Annotated in this window: 14 protein-coding genes; 11 read left to right on the top strand and 3 right to left on the bottom strand. The window is 34.0% G+C overall.

Annotated elements, in window-relative coordinates; translation table 11 throughout:
* Positions 1-191: 191 nt before the first annotated feature.
* Positions 192-1,862, top strand: a complete 1,671-nt coding sequence (locus AC1VAQ_RS14635; RefSeq protein WP_302599554.1) for a SulP family inorganic anion transporter — start codon at positions 192-194, stop codon at positions 1,860-1,862.
* 136 nt (positions 1,863-1,998) lie between these two features.
* Complete coding sequence (locus AC1VAQ_RS14630) at positions 1,999-3,291, top strand: transglutaminase domain-containing protein (RefSeq protein WP_302599555.1); 1,293 nt, start codon at positions 1,999-2,001, stop codon at positions 3,289-3,291.
* Positions 3,292-3,404: 113 nt separating this feature from the next.
* On the opposite strand, the gene AC1VAQ_RS14625 is transcribed toward AC1VAQ_RS14630, so the two are convergent.
* A complete protein-coding gene (locus AC1VAQ_RS14625; protein ID WP_302599556.1) occupies positions 3,405-3,599 on the bottom strand; it encodes a hypothetical protein in 195 nt (64 codons plus the stop codon).
* 168 nt (positions 3,600-3,767) lie between these two features.
* Here AC1VAQ_RS14625 and AC1VAQ_RS14620 point away from each other — a divergent pair, with 168 nt between their 5' ends.
* From AC1VAQ_RS14620 to AC1VAQ_RS14595, 6 genes are all read left to right on the top strand, one after another.
* A complete protein-coding gene (locus tag AC1VAQ_RS14620) occupies positions 3,768-4,601 on the top strand; it encodes a hypothetical protein (RefSeq protein WP_479904077.1) in 834 nt (277 codons plus the stop codon).
* Between the two features lie 447 nt (positions 4,602-5,048).
* Entirely contained in the window at positions 5,049-6,878 is a 1,830-nt protein-coding gene (gene glmS, locus AC1VAQ_RS14615; protein WP_302599559.1) for a glutamine--fructose-6-phosphate transaminase (isomerizing), read from the top strand.
* Positions 6,879-7,002: 124 nt separating this feature from the next.
* Complete coding sequence (locus tag AC1VAQ_RS14610; RefSeq protein WP_302599560.1) at positions 7,003-7,665, top strand: TnsA endonuclease N-terminal domain-containing protein; 663 nt, start codon at positions 7,003-7,005, stop codon at positions 7,663-7,665.
* A complete protein-coding gene (locus tag AC1VAQ_RS14605) occupies positions 7,641-7,823 on the top strand; it encodes a TnsA endonuclease C-terminal domain-containing protein (RefSeq protein ID WP_302599561.1) in 183 nt (60 codons plus the stop codon). Before AC1VAQ_RS14610 ends, AC1VAQ_RS14605 begins: the two co-directional genes overlap by 25 nt.
* Positions 7,823-9,205, top strand: coding sequence for an aminopeptidase (locus AC1VAQ_RS14600; protein WP_302599562.1), 1,383 nt, complete (start codon positions 7,823-7,825; stop codon positions 9,203-9,205). Before AC1VAQ_RS14605 ends, AC1VAQ_RS14600 begins: the two co-directional genes overlap by 1 nt.
* A gap of 137 nt (positions 9,206-9,342) precedes the next feature.
* Positions 9,343-10,572 (top strand): IS256 family transposase, encoded by a 1,230-nt coding sequence (locus AC1VAQ_RS14595; protein WP_479904076.1) that lies wholly within the window; start codon positions 9,343-9,345, stop codon positions 10,570-10,572.
* Positions 10,573-10,721: 149 nt separating this feature from the next.
* On the opposite strand, the gene AC1VAQ_RS14590 is transcribed toward AC1VAQ_RS14595, so the two are convergent.
* Together AC1VAQ_RS14590 and AC1VAQ_RS14585 are read right to left on the bottom strand one after the other, a co-directional pair.
* Positions 10,722-11,393 carry an IS66 family transposase gene (locus AC1VAQ_RS14590; RefSeq protein WP_479904075.1) on the bottom strand — a complete coding sequence of 224 codons (672 nt, stop codon included), beginning with the start codon at positions 11,391-11,393 and terminating at the stop codon, positions 10,722-10,724.
* Complete coding sequence (locus AC1VAQ_RS14585) at positions 11,347-11,727, bottom strand: IS66 family transposase zinc-finger binding domain-containing protein (protein ID WP_302597589.1); 381 nt, start codon at positions 11,725-11,727, stop codon at positions 11,347-11,349. The genes AC1VAQ_RS14590 and AC1VAQ_RS14585 overlap by 47 nt, the downstream gene beginning before the upstream one ends.
* 842 nt (positions 11,728-12,569) lie before the next feature.
* Here AC1VAQ_RS14585 and AC1VAQ_RS14580 point away from each other — a divergent pair.
* From AC1VAQ_RS14580 to pulA, 3 genes are all read left to right on the top strand, one after another.
* Positions 12,570-13,682, top strand: a complete 1,113-nt coding sequence (locus AC1VAQ_RS14580) for a stalk domain-containing protein (protein ID WP_302597587.1) — start codon at positions 12,570-12,572, stop codon at positions 13,680-13,682.
* Positions 13,683-13,773: 91 nt separating this feature from the next.
* Positions 13,774-14,142, top strand: coding sequence for a hypothetical protein (locus AC1VAQ_RS14575; RefSeq protein WP_302597584.1), 369 nt, complete (start codon positions 13,774-13,776; stop codon positions 14,140-14,142).
* Positions 14,143-14,339: 197 nt separating this feature from the next.
* Entirely contained in the window at positions 14,340-21,881 is a 7,542-nt protein-coding gene (gene pulA / locus AC1VAQ_RS14570) for a type I pullulanase (RefSeq protein WP_479904074.1), read from the top strand.
* Positions 21,882-21,919: the final 38 nt, after the last annotated feature.

The raw sequence follows: 21,919 nt of genomic DNA, 5'->3' as shown, positions 1-21,919 counted from the left end.
TTTAAGGAAGTAAGTGGTAAAATTAAAAATAAAAGTCTCATTCTTTTTCACATAAAAAGATGGGACTTTTATTTTTAATTGTATATTTTTACGAAAATAAAAAATATATTACAATATATGTAGAAAGTATGAATTTAAAGGCGTATAATAAAAAACGTTTTAAAGGAAAAATTAAATAAGGTGGGAGAATCATGATTAAGCAGTATATTTTAGACATGAAAAATGAGTTTGCAGGTTATAATGGAAAAAGATTTTCTAAAGATCTCTTGGCCGGGCTTACAGTAACAGCTGTTGCACTACCTTTAGCCCTTGCATTTGGAGTAAGTAGTGGTGCAGATGCAGCAGCAGGGCTAATTACAGCTATTTTATCAGGATTTATAATGAGTACCTTATCAGGAGCATCTTATCAGATTTCAGGACCAACAGGTGCCATGACAGCTATTTTAATAGGGTTAGTTCATCAATATGAAATGAAGGGCGTATTTATTGCCACACTTCTTGCGGGAGTTATTTTATTTATAGCAGGTATTTTAAAAGTAGGTAAATTAGTAACCCTAATTCCAGCACCAGTTATTACAGGATTTACATCAGGTATTGCAATTATTATTGCATTAGGACAAGTTGATAATTTCTTTGGCGTTACTTCAGAAGGAAGTAGTGCAGTTCAGAAGCTAATTTCTTATGGGCACTTAGGATTCTCTCCTAATGCATCAGCCGTATTGTTAGGTGGGATTGTTGTTTTAACTATGATAATTTGGCCCAAAAAGTGGAATGCTAAGGTCCCTTCTTCTCTTGTGGGAATTATTATTGCATTAGCTATTAGTATGGGATTTAAGTTGGATGTAGCGGTAGTGGGAAATATTCCTAAAACATTACTTCCAGAAACAAGGCTTGGACTTAGAACACTTGGAGAGCAAAGCCTAACGCCATTCATTGTCCCAGCAATTAGTATTGCTGCATTAGGAATGATTGAAAGTTTATTATGTGGGGCATCTGCTGGACGTATGAAAAATGAAAAGCTTAATGCGGACCGTGAACTTGTAGCACAGGGAATAGGAAATATGTTAATACCATTCTTTGGAGGCGTTCCTTCTACCGCTGCTATTGCACGTACAAGTGTTGCAATTAAATCAGGTGCAGAAACAAGACTTACAGGTATTTTTCATGCTGTGGGACTTTTAGCTTCTATGTTTTTATTAGGTGGCGTAATGTCACAGATTCCACTTGCAGCTTTAGCTGGTGTTTTAATGGTAACAGCATGGCGTATGAATGAATGGGAAAGTATACAGTATATATTTACCAAAAAGCTCAAGACAGCTATTGCACAATTTTTAATTACAATGATTTGTACTGTATTATTTGATCTGACAACAGCAATTTTAGTAGGTGTACTTGTCTCAGTTGTTTTATTTGTTGTACGTATTGCAGATATTGAAATTAATTTAAGTGATATTGATGTAGATAAACTTACAGCAAATGGAATCAGTGTACAATATCATCATCGTCGTACGAAAGTTATTTATTTATCAGGTCCAATTTTCTTTGCAACAACTGAAAAGATTTCACAGGAAATAGAAAATCTAGACAATTTACATTATATGATTTTATCTATGCGTGGGGTCCCACTTATTGACACAACAGGAGTACAAATGCTTTTAGAAATGAGCATGGCCTTAAGAGTACAAGGCACAAAAGTATTATTTGTAGGGGTACAACCTAAAGTTAAAGAAATGATGTCACGTGGTGGTCTTGTAGAGCAGATAGGAGAAAAATATTTCTTCTGGGGCGTTGAACAAAGTATCGTAGCTATTGAAGAACATATGTTAGAAGTAGCAAATCAAAAAGAAGTACAAGCTGTTTAATAAGTATAACGATTAACAATAAAATCGGTAAAAGTCTAAAAGGGCTTGAGCCGATTTTTTATTTTGTGTTATATTAGTAATAAGTTAAAAATTCTGATAATTGTACTGCTGTAAAAGTGAAAAGGGGACGAGGTCTATGTTAAGAAAAGCTATAAAATGTATCCTATTTAGCTTTATCATGTGTTGTAGTTTAGGCAATGTGTATGCTAAAGGGAGCGTACACATTACGCAGCTAGGAGATCAAGGCATAAGCTATATAGTTAACTTTACAGGTGCCAAGGCAACGATAAGTAGAGATGGGAGCTTTGCAATGCCGGTAAAAAATGGTGCAAAGGTTACATTACCTGGCAAGTATTATATTTGTATTGAGGCAAGTCAGGGTGTCCAGATTCAGACTTTTACAATTAGTAAAGCAGCTAAGCAAGATAAATGGGAAGTTAAAAATGAAGGAGCATTAGATGAAATTTTAAAATATGCTTTAGAAAACCATGAGGAACAAGTGGTATTAAATTTCGAGTACGGAAATTTTACGATTAATACCATGCAAAAGCTTATTCAAGATCATATCCAAGATTTAATGTTAACTTATCCGGCGTTAACTTATACAGGAGGAACTATTGAACAGATTGGTAATAATAACCCTACAGTAACAGTTAAGTTAAAATATCCTATTAAATCAGCTGAAAATATGCTGATTTATGATGAAAAGGCTTTTATAGCTATTGAAAATCTTATTCAGAACGAGATTAAAAATGATATGAATACATTTGAACGAGAGGAGGCACTATTTAATGGGCTTATGGAAGGAATTACATATTCAAGGAAACTAGTGAATGGAACTTATATTACTCATGCGACACCTTTATCGCATACACTATGGGGCGGTATAGTAGATGGCAAAGCTGTATGTGATGGCTATGCAAAAAGTTTAATGTATAGTTTAAATATAGTAGGTATTCCTAATAAAATTATAATGGGAACTGCAGCTGGAGAGGACCATGCGTGGAATCTTGTAAAGCTTGAGGATGACTATTATCATGTAGATTTAACATGGGCAGATCAAGATGAAAATACAATTGGTGTGCTTCCAAGTTATTTTAATGAATTAGATAGTTTTATGGAAAAGTCTCATCAATGGGATCATACTCTATATCCATCAACTTCTCAAAATACATATTGTGGACCATTTGCACCATTTCAAACGAAAGGGCTTTACAAGGTACAAAGTATGAATGAATTAAGTAGTACACTAAGTAAAATTAAAAGTGAGAAAATGACAAATGGCACACTAGTATTATTAAATTTAAATTCAAATAAGTGGCAAACAGATAAGGTAGTTGCAAATCTTAGTAGTACATTGGGAAAAGGAATTCGTTATACAACAGAAAATAAGTATGATACGTTGATTGTGGGATATCAGGTGAAGTGAGATGGGAAAAGCAAATAATGAAGTTTGAAGCATGAAAAGTTATGGCTTGAGGGTGAATAAAGGAAAGAAAAATAAGCAGTGTAACTCAGCAAATGAGTGGCACTGCTTGTTTTTTAGGTTGTCCAATTACCTACACTCTTACAGTAAGGACAAACAATCTGGTTATAGGGCTTTGTATTGAGTTCGAGTAAGGTGTTATTGCTGTACATAGGTCCATCTATAGCTAAAGAAGACTCTACAGTATTTGCAATATATTCGGCACCTACCATATCATACCCGCAGTTTGTACAAAGTAAATGTTTTACCATACTTATACCTCCAAACACACCTAAAATATAAAAGAGATAGGCTAAAATTAATATGTCCATTTATGGGTAAAATATACATTAAAAAAATTTAAGTACCTAATTTTGACAGTATATTATCAAAGAATTTCCACAATCTATATATATAGAAAGATTTTAAGGAGGAACATCATGAAACGCAGATTGACTCAAAGTATAGCAGGTTTATTACTTGTATGTATGGCGGGAAGTACAATATTTGGAGCAGCAAATGTCACACGAAAGGGTACACCTAAGCCAGAACCAACAACCTCATCAACACCTTCAACAGGTGCGCCAGGGAAAGCACCGGCTAAGCCAAGTACTCCAGTAGCACCAAGCAAAGCACCAGCTGCACCAAGTACACCGTTGGCACCAAGTAAAGCACCAGCTGCACCAAGTACACCGGTGGCACCAAGTAAAGCACCAGCTACGCCAAGTACACCAATAGCACCAAAACCACCGGTTGCAAAACCAGTAGTACCAAGTCAAACACCAGGTACACCAAAACCACCAGTTACGAAACCAGTAGTGCCAAGCCAAACACCAAGTACAAAACCAAGTACACCAGTAGCACCAAAACCAGTAGTGCCAAGTCAAACACCAAGTACAAAGCCAGGCACACCAGTAGCACCAAAGCCAAGTACTTGCCCAAATAAACCAAGTACCTGCCCAAATAAAAAACCTGAATGTCCAAATAAGCCAAAACCATTTGCACTTGATAATTTCAAAGTTATTCAGGCAACACTTGCAAGTTGTGGTGTAGATGAACAAGAACTTGCTGCATATATTAAACAAGGTAAAAAACTTGAAGATGTTTTAAAGGCAGAAAATATTTCTGTTCGTAAATTTAAAAAACGTGTACTTAAGGAATACTGCAGAGTCATTAATGAGGCTGTTAAATCAGGAGAACTTACTAATGAACAAGGTGCACAACTTAAAGAAGCTATTAAAGATACAGTTAAAAATTGGCTTCCTAAAAAATAATTAAATGAGTTATGCAACAAAAAGAATTTGATTGCATACAATAAAATTATAAAAAGAGGACTCGAAAAAATCTTGCAAAATTAAAGGTTTTAAGAAAGGAGTTCTCTTTTTTAACCATTTAAAGAAAATTAAAAAAACAATAAAAAATACCGACTTAAAAATTTGCACTAGCATTCAGAAAAAAATATGCTATAATAAGCAAATGGGAAATAGAAACAAGCAAGCGCCAGAACTTGATGAGAATATTTCAAGTTGACGAGGACTAGAGTTATCGAAAATTCGGCGGATACTCTAGAGGCATCACAACCTTAATAAGCTCACAAAACTAAAAAGTGATTTTTAGGACAACAGGCTTATCGTGAATTTCCCTGATTTAAAAATTTTTAAAGTATAAGCTTTAAGATTTTTAGCACCTTAAAAATTGAAAATATCAGGAGGTATATAACTATGTGCGGAATCGTAGGTTATATCGGCAACAAACAAGCATCAGAAATCATCATAGATGGGTTATCAAAACTTGAGTACAGAGGATATGACTCAGCAGGTATTGCTATTGTAAATGGCGGTGAAAAGATTAGTTGGGCTAAAAAACAAGGACGTTTAGCAGGTCTTGAAGAAATTTTAGCGGCAAATCCAATAGCAGGTTCAGTAGGAATTGGGCATACAAGATGGGCAACACATGGTGCGCCATCAGATGTCAATTCACATCCACATTTAAATGAAGCAGAAACACTTGCAGTTGTTCACAATGGTATTATTGAGAACTATATGCAACTTCGTGAAATGCTTACAGCAGAAGGCTATCATTTTAAATCTGAAACAGATACAGAAGTGGCTGTACATCTTATTGATAAATACTATGAAGGTGATTTACTTGAAGCAGTACGTAAAGCAGTTAGTGTATTTAGAGGTGCATATGCACTTGGTGTCGTTTCAGCAAAGCATCCAAATGAGCTTATTGCAGTACGCAAAGAAAGTCCACTTATTGTAGGTGTAGGTGAAGGAGAATATTTCATTGCATCTGATGTACCAGCTATCTTAAAGTATACACGTAATGTTTATTACTTGGAAAATGATGAAATGATTCATGTTAAAGATGGTGTGCTCACAATTTATGATGGTAATAATAATGTAGTTGAAAAAGAGCTTAAAACAGTAGAATGGGATATTGAAGCTGCATCAAAAGGTGGATTTGATCATTTCATGATGAAAGAAATTTATGACCAGCCTCAAGCTATTCGTGATACACTTTTAAGAAGACTTGATGATGAAGGTATGATTCACCTAGATGATATCAAGCTTACAAGAGAAGACTTAGATGGTATTACAAAAATGTATATTGTAGCATGTGGTACAGCTTATCATGCAGGGCTTGTAGGTAAATTTGCAATTGAACAGATTGCAAAAGTACCAGTAGAAGTAGATATTGCATCAGAATTTAGATATAGTAATCCATTTATTGACGAGCACACAATGCTTATCGTTGTTTCTCAATCAGGTGAAACAGCAGACACATTGGCAGCTATGAAGCTTGCTAAATCAAAAGGTGCAAGAGTTCTTGCGATTACTAATGTGGTAGGTTCATCAGTAGCCAGAGAAGCACATGATGTATTCTATACATGGGCAGGGCCGGAAATTGCTGTAGCTTCTACAAAAGCTTATACAGCACAAATGATTGCATTCTATATGATCGCTTTAGATTTTGCTTATAAAAAAGGAACAGTAACATTAGAAAGATATCATGAGCTCATTAAAAATATTGAAGCATTAGCACCAAAAGTAGAAGCAATCTTAGCAAATAAAGAAATAATTGAACAGTGCTCACATGATATGAAGGATACAAATAATGCATTCTACTTAGGGCGTGGTGTTGACTTTACAACAGCTAGAGAAGCAGCACTTAAATTAAAAGAAATTTCTTATATCTATACAGAAGCATTTGCAGCTGGAGAGCTTAAACATGGTCCAATCGCACTTATTGAAGAAGGCACACCAGTTCTTTGCATTGTGACACAAAAAACATTAGAGGAAAAAATGATTTCTAACATTAAAGAAGTAAAAGCAAGAGGTGCTTTCGTAATTGCTATTACACAAGAAGGTGATACAGAAGTTGCAAAAGTAGCAGATGATGTCATCTATATTCCAGGTGCAGAAGACTTATTAATGCCAGTACTTTCTGTAATTCCAACACAACTTATCTCTTATTATGTATCAATTGCAAGAGGTAATGATGTTGATAAACCAAGAAACTTAGCGAAATCAGTTACTGTAGAGTAATTAATAAAAACGGTAATATTCAAATGTAGAATTAGAATAAAGTTTGTATAAAATAGCACTCTTTGTGAAATACTGTTTATTGGACATTAGTTCAAAAAACAATATTTTACAAGGAGTATTTTTTATGGGTAAAAGAAGAAGTAAAGCTGATTATGAACAAAAAATAGAACAAGGGAGATGTCAAGGAAGAGGGGATGACTATGTGCCTTACTATACAGTGCAAGATATTCCGTCTAAAGGAAGAGTATTGCGTAAAAATGGTATAGAGGCAAATCGTATACATACAACACTGTCGGATAAGGAATCGATTTGCAGTATGATTTTTGAGTTATCAAATAGTATAATATCAGATCCGTTAGAGCAATTTGTGTTACCGTTAGATGAGACACTTGTTATTGCAGAAGAACTAGGTATTAAACACCCAAGTCATCCAACAACTAAAAAATATGAGCCATTAGTTCCAGATTTTTATCTTTTAGTAAAGAATCATCAAGGATCTTCTGATAGAGTAATACGAGAATTTAAACTGAAAAACGATTTAGTAAATCGAAGAGTACTTGAAAAATTTGAGATAGAGAGGGTATGGTGCGAACGTAATGGTTATGATTGGGGAATTATTACAGAAGAAGAATTAGAACCTATTATATGTAAGAATATAGACAACATATATGACTATTATTTCATAGATAGAATAGGACTACCAGATTGGTTACCAAATCAGACTAAAGAACTTGTAGCAGAATTTATAAAAAGGGCAAAAGTATGCGAGATATATGTCATCAATTAGATCAGGATGCAGGATTAGAAGCGTATACATGCTTAAATTTATTTAAATATTTAGTTGCAAATAATATTATTAAGATTAATTTAAGAGAAGAGATAGATGTAAGTAAAGTTATTCCTGTAACACTTAATAGGGTAAAGTATGAAGAGGAGTATTGCTGATGGATAACGTATTAATGCCTAATTGTGTGTATGAATATATAGAAGGTCAATATAAGGGACTAAAAATCAGAGTGTTAAAGTGGAGCCAAGAGATAGATGCTATATATTTTATAGAACTAGAAAAGGATCAAGCAATGCCTGTAAGATATAAACTTAGTAGTTTTATAGATGAAGTATTTAGAGAAGTTATAAAATTAATAGTTGACCCTTATTTAGACTGTATACCGATGAGAGAAGAAAGTGAAAAGGTACAGGCTAAGATAGATGAAAAATGGCAGGTAGTGAATCGGTACTGGAAAACGTATGAAATCGATTTATTAGAACCTACCAATCAGAATGAAGCCTTGAAAAAAATTGTTGCAGCTTCCGGGATAAAAAGACATAAAATAAAACGTATATTTTCAACATATATGCAAAAAGGAATGCGGGATGATGCTTTTGCAACAAGATATGAGAAATGTGGAGGAAGAGGGAAAAGTAGAGATTTAGGTAATAACAAAGTAGGGCGTCCACGTAATCCAGATAAAGATGGTAATCCAGTAATAGGAAGAAATGTAACACCAGAAATTGATGTACTTATAGACATTGCATTACAGAAATACTATTTTAAGAAAAATAACTTAAATATGAGTGATATTTATGAGAAGTTTATAGAAGATGATTTTATCTCATATTATAAATATTTGCATTGTACTGATGATGTTCTTAGTAAAATACCAAACTGGCGAGTTGCTTTTTTTGATGAACTAGACAGTAAAAATACTTGTTATATTGGAATAAATAGTGCTAATTCCCTTATGTTTAGTGATATTTCAAGCAATAAATTAAATCTTTCTAAGAAAGCTAATAATAAGTTTTTATTTAATCATCGAGATCTTATTAATAAATTCATGCTGCAATGGGTTATGATTGATTTACCATCTGAAACCTGGGCTACTAAAATGTTTCCTGATTTATCAACTTCGGAGGCTTATAAAAATCTATGTGATATTTTTATAAATATTAATCGTTTGGATAAAGATAATTCTCTTGAAATCTGGAATGCACATAGGGACGCTCTTACTAAAATGACTGATTATTTGAATTTCCTAAAGATAAGGTATTTAGAATTTAGTAATTCGCTTGGTACAAATTTTACTCTTGAATTACCTAAAAATCATGTTTGGATAGGTGCAACAGTAAAGTCAAGATTAGGAACGATTTTTACACCCAATATTCCTACTGAAGAAGTCTTTACTGCACCTATCAAATATAGTGTAAACGAAAAAATCCACGTGGTGAAACCTGTATATTTTAGAGGTAAGCTAATTAGAGATATTGAATTTACATTTAAAAATGAAGAGGTTGTAGATTTTTTGCAAAAGAAAATATGGATGCATTAAAAAATATTTTAGAAATAGATAATGGATCCAAATACATGGGAGAAATAGCCCTTATTGAGGATGTGAAGAAAAGTCTGTAAATTAAAATCCTAACACAGCTTTCTATGATAAAATAAATTCATAGGAGGCTGTTTTTTATGGGAAGAAGAAAAAGAGAAAGATTAAGTGAGGGTAAGAAAAATATTATAACAGGACTAATTAATGAGTATAACATTAAGAGTGATCAAGACATTCAAGATGCACTTAAAGATTTACTTGGTGAGACCATTAAAGAAATGATGGAAACGGAAATGGATCATCACCTTAGTTATGAGAATTATCAACGTTCTGAGAATACTAATTCACGTAATGGATATAAATCTAAGACAGTGCGAAGTCATTATGGTGAAGTTAAACTTGATGTACCTCAAGATCGTGAAAGCTCATTTGAACCTCAAATTGTTCGTAAAAGACAAAAGGATATCTCACAAATAGATGAAAAGATTATTGCTATGTATGCAAAAGGTCTTACAACCAGGCAGATTTCAGATCAAATTGAAGAGATATATGGATTTGAAGTAAGTGAAGGTTTTGTATCGGATGTAACAGATAAACTTTTACCTGAAATTGAAGATTGGCAACATCGCCCTCTTGCATCTGTGTATCCTATTGTATTTATTGATGCTGTACATTTTTCAGTGAAGGATAATCATGTAATTCGTAAGTTAGCAGCTTACGTAATCCTTGGGATTACAATGGATGGGCATAAAGAAGTGCTGAGCATTCAAGTAGGTCAAAATGAAAGCAGTAAATATTGGCTTGGTGTACTCAATGAGTTAAAAAATAGAGGTGTTAATGATATCTTAGTTTTATGTGCAGATGGTCTTTCAGGGATCAAGGAATCCATTAACGTAGCTTTTCCAAATACAGAATATCAACGTTGTATTGTGCATCAAGTTAGAAATACCTTAAAGTACGTTTCTGAGAAAGATAAAAAGGCATTTGCAACAGACTTAAAGAAAATCTATCATGCCGTTAGTGAAGAACAAGGCTATCAAATGATGCAAGAAGTAACGGAAAAATGGTCTGAGCAATATCCACATGCAATGAAAAGCTGGGAAATCAACTGGGATGTAATTAGTCCGATTTTTAAGTTTTCTGCTGATGTGAGAAAAGTTATTTATACGACTAATGCTATAGAAAGCCTTAACAGCACTTACCGTAAACTAAATCATCAAAGAAGTGTATTTCCAAGTGATACAGCTTTACTTAAAGCATTATACTTGGCTACCTTTGAGGCGACTAAAAAGTGGTCCATGCCTCTTAGAAATTGGGGCAAAGTATACGGTGAACTGAGTATTATGTTTGAAGGGAGACTCCCTCTGTAGCCTTCCCAAAATAGGATATCAAGGGTAAAATAAACACCCTCTTACGAGGGTGCCCTTGACATGCCTATTTTCTACAGGCTATATTATAGCCACGGCAGAAATGGTCAAGTATGCCATTCTGCCCTCATATAATTATCATAGAAAGCAATTTACAGAGATTTTTTCATACACCCCAATAAACTTTGTGGCAAAGTTTTTGAATTGACCTCATCTACCCAAGTATAAAACTCATCTAACTTCTTTTTTGACTTCTTTTGTCGAAGTTCAAGTCTTTTTTCAGCTATATAATTTAACTTATCAGCTTCACTTTCTATTGTAAAAAGCTCCTGGATATAAGCTTCACCTTTCCTAGCGTCTTCATTATTCTGACATGCCTGCCATGCCTTGTGGAAATTTCGTTTAGCATGAACTAAGCAGCCACATAATGTAACGTTTTCAAGCTTTTTATAGCCACTATATCCATCACAGTGAAGATAGGTTCCTTTCCAGTCCTTTAAGAATGTCTTCACATATTCACCACTTCGACCTACTTGATAATCATAAATGATCACTGGTCTTTCAGCATTCTTAGTGGTCCTATAAAGCCATTCGTAAGATTTAGAAGTCGCTTTTCTTCCTGGATCATTAAGTACTTCAACAGTGGTTTCATCTGCATGAAGTAACTCATTCGTAAGAAGTTCTTGTTTGAGTTCTTCAAAAAGTGGCTTTAATAGTGCGGCACCTTTTAAAGTCCAGTTTGAAAGGTCTTGTTTGGTTAGGTGAATATCATAACGCTTAAATTCCTGTTCCTTCTTTATCACAATTTCTACAACTATATACATAAGTAATATGTTCAATGACTTTTACCTCTGCTGGTATAATGACCAATTCTTTTCTTATCTCTTTTTTCATTTCCGTCAAAGGTGAACCACAAGTGGCACATACTTTTTCTTCTTCTGAAAGCTTGTATTCAATCGTTTCCACAGAAAGTGTATCGAATTTAGAACCTCTTTTTGATTTTTTTCTTTTATGTTCTGGTACATGAACTTTACAAGGACCGAATTCGATCAAAACATTATTTATAGTTTCTTCTTTATGTACTGGATGAACACGTTTAGATGATTTAGATTCAAGTGGTACAAAACAAACATCTTGCTGCATAGTTTTGTATTCCATTCTCCAGCGATAGAGAGTATTTGGTTTGATGCCATTTTCTTGGCCATGTGAGATTGCCCACTTTTAAGAAAGCAGGAAACGAGATCAAAACATTCTTGTTTTGTTGTAATCTTTCGTGAGCTCAAAAGCATACTATCTCCTTAAAAATACTTTAAGGACAGTATACTCAAAGATTAGTAAATAAAGTAGGCGTGCTTGATATGATGCTTACAAATAAAAATAAAGTCTCTAACGTATTTTCAAGCGTTAGAGCCTCTAAATTTACAAACTTAATTTTAGTGCTACACAAATGGATATTACCGTTTTTATTGCAAAAATAATCTTTTGCCTATAATCAGTATAAAAATAATATTTAGTCTATAAGAATTAGCCGTACTGTGGATACAAATCGCAGAAAGATTTAAAGATTATGGAGGCTATTAATTTTTTGAAGGAAGGAATGGCCAAGAATCGTAGGTGCAGTAATGAGTGGAGTGACGGAGATGCAGAAGGCAGAGCTGTTATGGTGATCGGAATGGTTTTTCTGGCTTTGAAGTTCTAAGTGATCCTAATATTATGGTGGTTATTCATACTTATATATCATATGGTCTTACATATAAATCAGAAGATATATGTAATTAAAAATCGGCACACCTAATATACTTAGGAGTGCCGATTTTTGAGTATGTGATTTAAGGTACTATTTTTATCTTTTTTAGTGTTTTAATAGTGTGTATTAAAATAGTTAGGAGATAGGATAGCCGAAAGGAAGAAGAAGATGTAATTATATTGAACAAGGTGTTTTATATATGTTATAATAATTTAGAATATTTTGTTATTATATTTATAAAGGAGCGAGATAAATGAGGGGAAAAACAGGTGTCGTCCAAGTACTACTTTGTGCATTACTATGTAGTATGCCAATTCAAGCAGCAACATATAATAAAAATGTACAATATTATACACCAATATTCTATTATAACGGCGTACAGAAATCTTTAGATAATGCTGTTATTATGATTGATGGTAGAACTTATGTACAAGCAAGAAGTTTTGCGAATGCATTAGGCATGGATTTAAGCTGGAATACAGGGAGTAATACACTTACAGTTAATGGGACAAGTACAACTAATTTAAGTGAACAAATGGAGTTGCAAGCCAAAGATTATGAAATTGCATCTTTAAAAAAAGAAATTGAAGCACTGAAAGGGTCAACGAGTACTACGACAAGCTCAAGTAGTACAATACGTGACACATATGAACAAACGGAAGGCACGGATATCTTAGGAACAGAATTAACAGCAACGGCTAAGGCTCTGGTGAAGGAATATGAGGATTACTTTGACGATATCGAATTTGATTTTACAGTAAGGCTTTCATCTAGCCGATTAAGGGTTAATATTACATATGACTCAAGTTCAGAAAATCGTGAGTTTGGTAGACTTTCTAATAAAGAAATTAAAGAGTTTGTAGAAGAAGTTTGTGAAACAGTAAGAGATCGTCATGATAACATTGCCATTGAAGGGACTATTAAATACACAGGCAATAATTCAACGAAATATTACTTTGACTATTCTAAGAAAGATAAATTAACATGCAGTTCAGATGATGATTATGATAGTGAAGATGTGACAGAATCAGATGTGTTAAGGACTTTAAGCGGCCTTACAAGTATTACAATCGATGATTATAGTGGTAGTGTCACTATTAGCAACAAAACAGCTGATGTGAATGAAAGTAAAGAGCGTATTAAGTTGAATGTGTATTTGGATTTAACAGATGATATGAAAACAGCATTGAATTCAAATACAGGTTATAATAAAGATAGTGATTTGAAAAGTTATTTAAAGGACTTTGCAAAACGTATTTATCGTGAAACAGATTATGAGGATATACAGGTTTATGTTTATAGTGGTACAAGTCAGATTGGCTATTATTACTATGATGAAGATGAACTTTATATTTCTGGTGTATAAGTTTTTAGAGTAATTATGACACTATTTGTCCAGACTTGTCATATCTTATAAATGAAGAGAGGAGTGCTTAAAATTTAAAGGAGGAATGTATATGGCATGTTCTTGTAGAAAAGGATATTCAGAATATGTAGCACAACATTGTACTTGTAGAAAGCCATCATATTATTCACCAGAAGAAAGCGAATGTACAGGAACAACACCAGGTAGTTGGAGTTCATTTAGAAGACCTAATAGACAAGATAGTGCTATATTTGAACAGGCTATTAGAGGACTTATAGGCGTTTTATATGAACCTTTATATGTTTCTACACAAGTGGTAGCAGGAAGAAACTATTTATTTATTGCTAAAACAACAGTCCCTGGACCAACTTGCTTTGTAGATATTGTAACAGTAAGTATCTTCGTAGCACTTGATGGAACAATTACACTTGGAGAAATAAAGACTGTTAGACCTCAATAGATGAAATAAATATATTTCATTTTAATATCCTCTCTGCTATTTGTGCTGAACTAGATATTTTTTAGTTCAGCACTTTTTTATGGGCTAAATTTATATAAAATCGAAAAGACTTTTATGTAATTTATAAAAAATAAATAAAATTATTGAAAAGTATAAAATATTAATGTATTATATAAACAAATATTAGGAGGAAAAAGGTGTTAATAAAAACACTTAGTTTTTCTCCTTATATAAAAAACGTTACTGGTAACGTTTCTAATACTAAAGGGGGGATTTTAAGAATGGATTTAAGAAGGAAAAAGTGGGTGACGTGCTTTGTAGCATTCTGTATGGCTTTAAGCGTATTAACTGGTTTAGGTCCTACTGGTTTTTTACTGCAAGCCGCAACAGGTGCTGGAAAACCAATCATTTCACAAGAGGGTGTAACATTTAGCTTTACCACACCAAATGCTTATAAGGTGTATTTGGCAGGAACTTTTAATGGTTGGAATCCAGGACCTGATGATAAGGATGGTAATAAAGCAGTTGCTTTAGATAAGCAGGAAAATGATTTATGGCAGATTACTTTAAGTACAGATGAATTTCCAATGCTTAAGAATAACAAAAATGCGTATAAGTTTGTGACTTATAGCGAAGCAAATGGCCAGGCTCATTGGGAAGATGATCCTAATCATGCGGTTTATCGTGAGGCACTAGTAATCAACGTTAGTGACTTAAGTGTTGTAAAAGGTGAAAGCTTAGAACTTCCGGGTGCTACTTATTATGATGAAGCAAATCAAAAAGAAGAGACAGTAGAAGCTTCTAAGATTGCTTATACTTTAGCGGCCCAAATGAATGGTGTATCATTAGAAAATGGCACACTAAGTATTACAGATGACTTTATAGGAAATCAGGTAATTGTTAAGGGAACTTATAATAATGTAAGTACAGACTTGAAAATAAACGTTTTATCGGAATCGTTTTCAAAATATGTGATAAATGCTGATGGAACGATTACCTTCAATGTAATTTATAGTGGGGATACATTATATTACGTAGGTAGTTTAACTGGGTGGGATGCACAGCAGAAGGTTATGATAAAAAATGGTAACCTTTTCACCTATACGACTGAGGCAGCTATTCCACCAGGGAGTTATGATTATAAATTTAAACCTAATGCAAGTAATTGGGATAATAGCTTTAATGCAGAGGGGACAAGTGATGGGAATTCTAAATGTTTTGTACCAGGGATTCTACATCAAACCCTAACAGCAGAAGTAGGCAAGAGTTATACTTTACCAGATGAAGTGGCTATCTTAAAAGAAGATGGTACAACGGAGTCTGTATCCGCAAGTTATAGCTTACCAGCAAGTATACAAAATGTAACGCTAGTTGGAAAGACGTTAAATGTTTCTAGTGAATGTCAGGAAACAAGTATTTCAATAGATATTTCAGCGGGGGGACACATAGGTACGCTACTTGTAACAGTTTCTAAAGAACTGTATACATATAAAATTAATTATGTAAGACCTAATGAAGATTATACGGATTGGGGTTTATGGATTTGGGAAAAGGAAAAAGATGGCGCTACCTATACGTTTAATGAAGGGCTTATTGCAGGATATAATCAGTGTAGTTACCAAACAGAATCAAAAGAGATTCTTTTTATTGTTAAAAAAGGAGATTGGGCAGAAAAGGATATTGCAACAGACCGTACTATTCAAATGCCAACAGGTCAGAAAGAAGTAGAAGTATGGTTGGTACAAGGTGATTCGAATATTTATTATACAAAACCAGATCTTACAGCACATGTAAAAAATGCTTTTATGGATAGTCAAAAAGATGTCTTAGTGAATTTATCTGCACCCCTTTCTAACTTAGATGAGTTAACATTAAAGGATAAAGCAGGCAAAACCATTCCAATAAAGACAACTCATATAACAGACACACGGATTAAACTAACTATTACAGACGGAACAGCAATTGATGTACAAAGTGTCTATACGGTAGAAAGTCCAACATTTAAAGCAGCTGATGTAACGATGCGTGGTATTTTAGATGATACGCAGTATTATTATGCAGGTGATGATTTAGGACTTACTTATAGTAAAGAACAAAGTACCTTTAAATTATGGGCACCTACAGCAACTGATGTAAAGCTATTGATTTATGACATGCCAGATCAAGAACAATGTATAGAAACAGCTATGACACGTTTAAGTAGTGGGGTATGGTGCCTAACTGTAAATGATGACTTAAAAGGTAAGTATTATGCGTATGCGATTTCTTTTGCAGATGGTACGACAAATTATGTTGTAGATCCTTATGTAAAAGCAGTTTCTGTTAATGGTGGTAAAACAGCTATTATAGATTTAGAGGCAACGAATCCTGAAGGATTTGAGCCAGATGATGGTCCTAAACTTACAAATGCAACGGATGCTATTGTGTATGAACTTCATGTAAGGGATATGTCTAGTGAAACTGGCAACGATTTTGATGGATATGAAGGTAAGTATTTAGCTTTTACAAAAGCTGGTCTAAAGACAAAGGATGGCAAGCCTATAGGGATAGATCACTTAAAGGAACTTGGTATCACACATGTGCAATTACAACCAATTTATGATTATGCTACAGTAGATGAAGAAAAAATAGACAGTTATAACTGGGGTTATGATCCACAAAATTATAATGTACCAGAAGGATCTTATGCAACGGATCCACAGAATCCAACTTGTCGTATTATAGAAGCAAAAGCTATGATTAAGGCACTTCATGATGCTGGCATTGGAGTGATTATGGATGTGGTATATAATCACACATACGATATCACTACAGGACCTTTTGAAAAGGTTGTACCAGGCTACTATTACCGTAGTAATGATAATGGAGAGTATACAAATGGTTCAGGTTGTGGCAATGAAGTGGCATCTGAAAGACCGATGGTACGTAAATTTATTAAGGACTCTGTAAAATATTGGGCTAAAGAATATGGCATGGATGGTTTCCGCTTTGATTTAATGGGACTTATTGATACAGAGACTATGAAACAAATTACAAAAGAGCTTAAAGAAGAAGTAAATCCTAATATTATTATTTATGGTGAACCTTGGACAGGTGGCAGTAGTGGTTTAGCTTCTGAGTCTCAAACATTAAAAGGTTCTCAAAAAGGAACAGATTTTGGTGTGTTTAATGATAATATCAGAAGTGCTATAAAAGGTGATAGTGATAATGATGGTGCAGGGTTTGCAACAGGTAGTACAGGACAAGAAAAAGATATTGTAGAAGGCGTACAAGGTGCTATTCATACGATTGCGACTAATCCTACAGAGATGGTAACTTATGTAACAGCTCATGATAACTTAAACTTATGGGATAAAATTTTAACAACAATGCATTTAGATACAAAGGATCCATATGGACATCTTGATAAGGAAAATCTTTTGGCAAATGAATCGGTGAAACGTGATTTACTTGCAAATGGTATTGTCTTTACCTCACAAGGTATTTCATTTATGCATGCAGGCGAAGAAATGCTCCGTACAAAATATGGTGATTCAAATAGCTATAAGAGTAGTGATGAAATTAATCAAATTAGATGGGAAAATAGGGATGCTTTTAGCCCAGTCTTTGATTATTATCAAGGTCTAATTGCCCTTAGAAAAGCACATCCAGCCTTTAGAATGGCAACAAATAGTGAGGTTAGTAAAAACTTTGAAGCTTATATACAGGAAAATAATATTGTGGCATTTACTTTGAAAAATTATGCAAATGGTGATAGTTGGAAGAACATTGTGGTGATTTATAATGCCAATAATAGTGAACAAGTAGTATCATTACCAAATACAGCTAATTGGAATGTTGTTGTAAATGATACAAAAGCAGGAACAAGCGTTTTGCAAACGTTAGAGAACGCAAGTGCTGTAGAAGTAGCGCCGCTTTCTATGATGGTACTTTATGATGAAGCTACAAGTTATAGTCCAGAGCCTACAATTATTAGTTTAGAAGAAGAAAATATTGGTATGGCAGTAAATACAAGTAAGCTTTTAAAAGTTACTGTAAAAGACCAAAATGGTGCAACACTTTCAAATCAAAAAGTAAGTTTTACTTCAAAAAATGAAGATGTTGTAAGTGTTTCTGCAAGTGGCAGGCTGACTGCAAAAGCTGAAGGGACAGCGGAAGTAATATTGACATGTGGTAAGGCTGTGGCAACACTTAAAGTACAAGTGGTTGATAAACTCATTCCAAGTGATATTCAAATTACAGGCAGCAAAACATATGTTTATGAATCTAAGACATTACAGCTCAGTGCCCTTGTATATGACCAATTTAAAAAAGAAATGCTAGATGCAAAAGTAAAGTGGGAATCTAGTGATTTATCTGTTGCGACAGTAGATGCATATGGTAAAATAACAGGTATTCGTGAGGGGCAAGCAACAATTACAGCGACAGCTGGTGAAGTAACTGCGCAGTATGCTGTTTATGTAAAGCCTTATGAAACGCGATATGTTGTAGTTGAATATATCAGAGCAGATCAAGATTACACAGATTGGAACTTATGGACGTGGAGTACAGGGGCTAATGATGGTCAAGTTGACTTTACAACGATTAAAGATGGCAAGGCATTTGCTTATATTGAGATTGGTCCTGATACACAAGGCGTAGGATTCATTGTACGAAAAGGCACAGATTGGAGCAATTGTAAGCAAGATATAACAACAGATCGTTATATTTATACAGAGGTGGATCAAACCATTACAAAGGTAAGAATTTATGAAATGGTTCAAGATATAGAAACATTAAAAGCTGCTACAGCACCTGTAATTAATCCAGAAGAGGATAATATTACGTTCTATTATCGTAATAATGCATTATTTAAAGCAGGTACAATGGACACTATTGAAAAAGTGCAGATTGAAATCAATAATGTGTTATATGATATGATTTATGACAGTGATAATGAAAGATTTAGCTATAGTTATAAAGGCTTAGAAGTGGGAAACTATTATTATTGCTATCATATAACATATAAGGATGGCAGCACAAGTTTTAGTCTAGATACAAATAATCCAAGAGTAGAAAATAACAAATCTGTTATAACTTATCAAAAGTATGATTTAACAGTAACAGCTAAGACAAATCCAAGTCTATTTAACTACAGAGAAAGCAGTGTCTTAGAAGTAACAGCAGCAGCTAAAGAAGATGTTGAAATAAAGAAAATTATTGCAGATTTATCTGCACTTGGTTGTAGTAATAGTGTAAGTATTGATCCAACACTGAAATCTATCGCACTGTCAGTAAATGATGACATTACAGCAGGTATAAAAAATATCCCTGTTAAGGTATATGATATATATGGGAATGTGTATAAGACAGAGGCAGAAGTAGAGGTTACAACAGCTACTAAAACAGAAGACTTTGATTGGGATGAAGCTGTGATTTACTTTATGCTTACAGACCGTTTTAATAATGGTGATAGCAGTAATGATGATCCGTTAGGTATCGGTTATGATAAAACAGCATCAGGTAGTTATCATGGTGGTGACTTTAAAGGAATTACGCAAAAACTTGATTATTTAAAGGACTTAGGCATTAATACAATTTGGATTTCACCAATTGTTGATCAGATTGGTCAAAATATAGGCGATAGTGCCAATTGTTATTATGCTTATCATGGCTATTGGGCAAAAGATTTCGAAAAGCTTAATCCACACTTTGGTTCTTTAGAAGATTTAAAAGAACTTATTGATGCAGCCCATGATAAGGGTATAAAAATTATGGTAGACGTGGTTATTAATCACGCTGGCTATGGCTTAAAAGAAGGAGAAACAGGTACTGATCCTAATTTTCCAAGTCTTGCAGATCAATTAAGATTTGCTGGTATGTTTAGAACAGATGGTAGTACAGATACAGTTACTGGTGAAGTGTCAGGGCTTCCAGATTTTATTACAGAAGACCCAGCTATTCGTAATACAGTTTTAAGCTGGCAAACAGCTTGGATTGAAAAATGTAAAACCGATAAAGGCAATACCATTGATTTCTTTAGAATCGATACAGCAAAGCATGTAGATAAAGCAACATTACAGGCACTTAAAATAGCAGCAACTAAAGTAAAACCAGATTTTAAATATATTTTAGAGGCATGGTATTCAAGTAGTGAATTAGATGCGTATTTAAATAATAGCCTTGCTGATGGTGTATTAAACTTTGACTTTAAAGAGATTGCAAAGAGTTTTGTAAAGGGAAATTTGGAGAGTGCAGAAACAGCTTTAGAGTCTTTAAATGAAAAGGGCAGTAGTAGTGCAACTTATGGTAACTTCTTAGGTAGCCATGATGAAGATGGTTTCTTATATATAATTGGCAAAGATAATGTAGGTGGTCTTAAAAATGCCATTACACTTCAAGCAACATCAAAAGGACAGCCTGTTATTTATTATGGTGAAGAACTAGGTTTAAGTGGTGCTAACAATTATCCTCAGTATGATAATCGATACGATATGAATTGGCAGCTTGCAACAGCTGAAAATGATATTTTGGCCCACTATCAAAAAGTATTGAATATCCGAAAAGAGTATTCTAAGATTTTTGCAAAAGGTAACCGAGAAAAAATTGCAGGTAGTGATGCAGAAGGCTTTATTGCCTTTACAAGAGCTTATCAAAACGAAGCAGTTGTAATTGCAGTTAATCAAACTAGCGAGAGCAAGGAGATTACACTGAAAGTACCATTTAAAGTTGGAAGTATAGTAAAAGATGCCTATAGTGCACAAACGTATACAGTTACAAAAGATGGCATGGTTACAGCCAAATTACCAGCTGCTAAAGAGGGGGGAACTGTTGTCTTAACAGGGGAAATTCAAAGTAACTCAGGTAGTTCAGATGATACTACTTCAAGCGGAAGTAGTTCGGGTGGTACAACACCAACGACAAAACCCTCAGAGGATACAAATAAAGCACCACAAAATATCATAAGCCCAGAAGGATATATACAAGTTGGAAAAGTACAAACTGCAGAGGTTACAAAAGAACCTATTACAGTAACAGTTACACTTACAAAAGAAGAACTGGCACAAATCAGTGATAGTAGAAAGTTAGGGGCTTATTATGTAGATGCATCTGGCAACTTAGAGTATGTAGGTGGTAAATTAAAAGGAGATAAGATAAGCTTTACAGTCACACAAACAGGAAATTATGTTCTAATGGTTTATGAAAAGAGCTTTACAGATATCGGCAGCACGCACTGGGCGAAAACATATATTGAAGTACTTGCTGCAAGGCATATTTTACAAGGTAAAACAGATAAACAGTTTGATGGCAGTGCCGCTGTTACAAGAGCTGAAATGGCAGCTATGTTGGGCAGGGCCTTAAATCTTAAAGGTACAAATATCCAAAATAGCTTCAAAGATGTTCAGGGAGATAGCTGGTATGCAGGTTATGTCAGTGAGCTTAAGGAATTAGGTTTAATGACAGGGTATAATGACAATAGCTTTAAACCAAATCAAAAGATTACAAGAGAAGAAATGGCTGTACTTATTGCAAGAACGTATAATTATTTGATGAAAGAAAACTCAAGTAGTGAAATAGAATTGGAATTTAAAGATGCTAGTAGTATAGCCCTATGGGCACAAGATAGCGTTAAGGAAACTTGCGGTTTAGGGATTATCAATGGGACACCAAATAATAGTTTCTTACCAAAGCAAACGGCTACAAGAGCAGAAACAGCTAAGATGCTCTTTAAATTACTTGAAATCACAGAGCAGTTTTAGAGCAAACGAAAATAGGCACCGATTGGTGCCTATTTTAC

The sequence above is a fragment of the Cellulosilyticum sp. genome (assembly GCF_982396655.1).
This window is presented reverse-complemented; position numbering and strand designations above follow the sequence as displayed.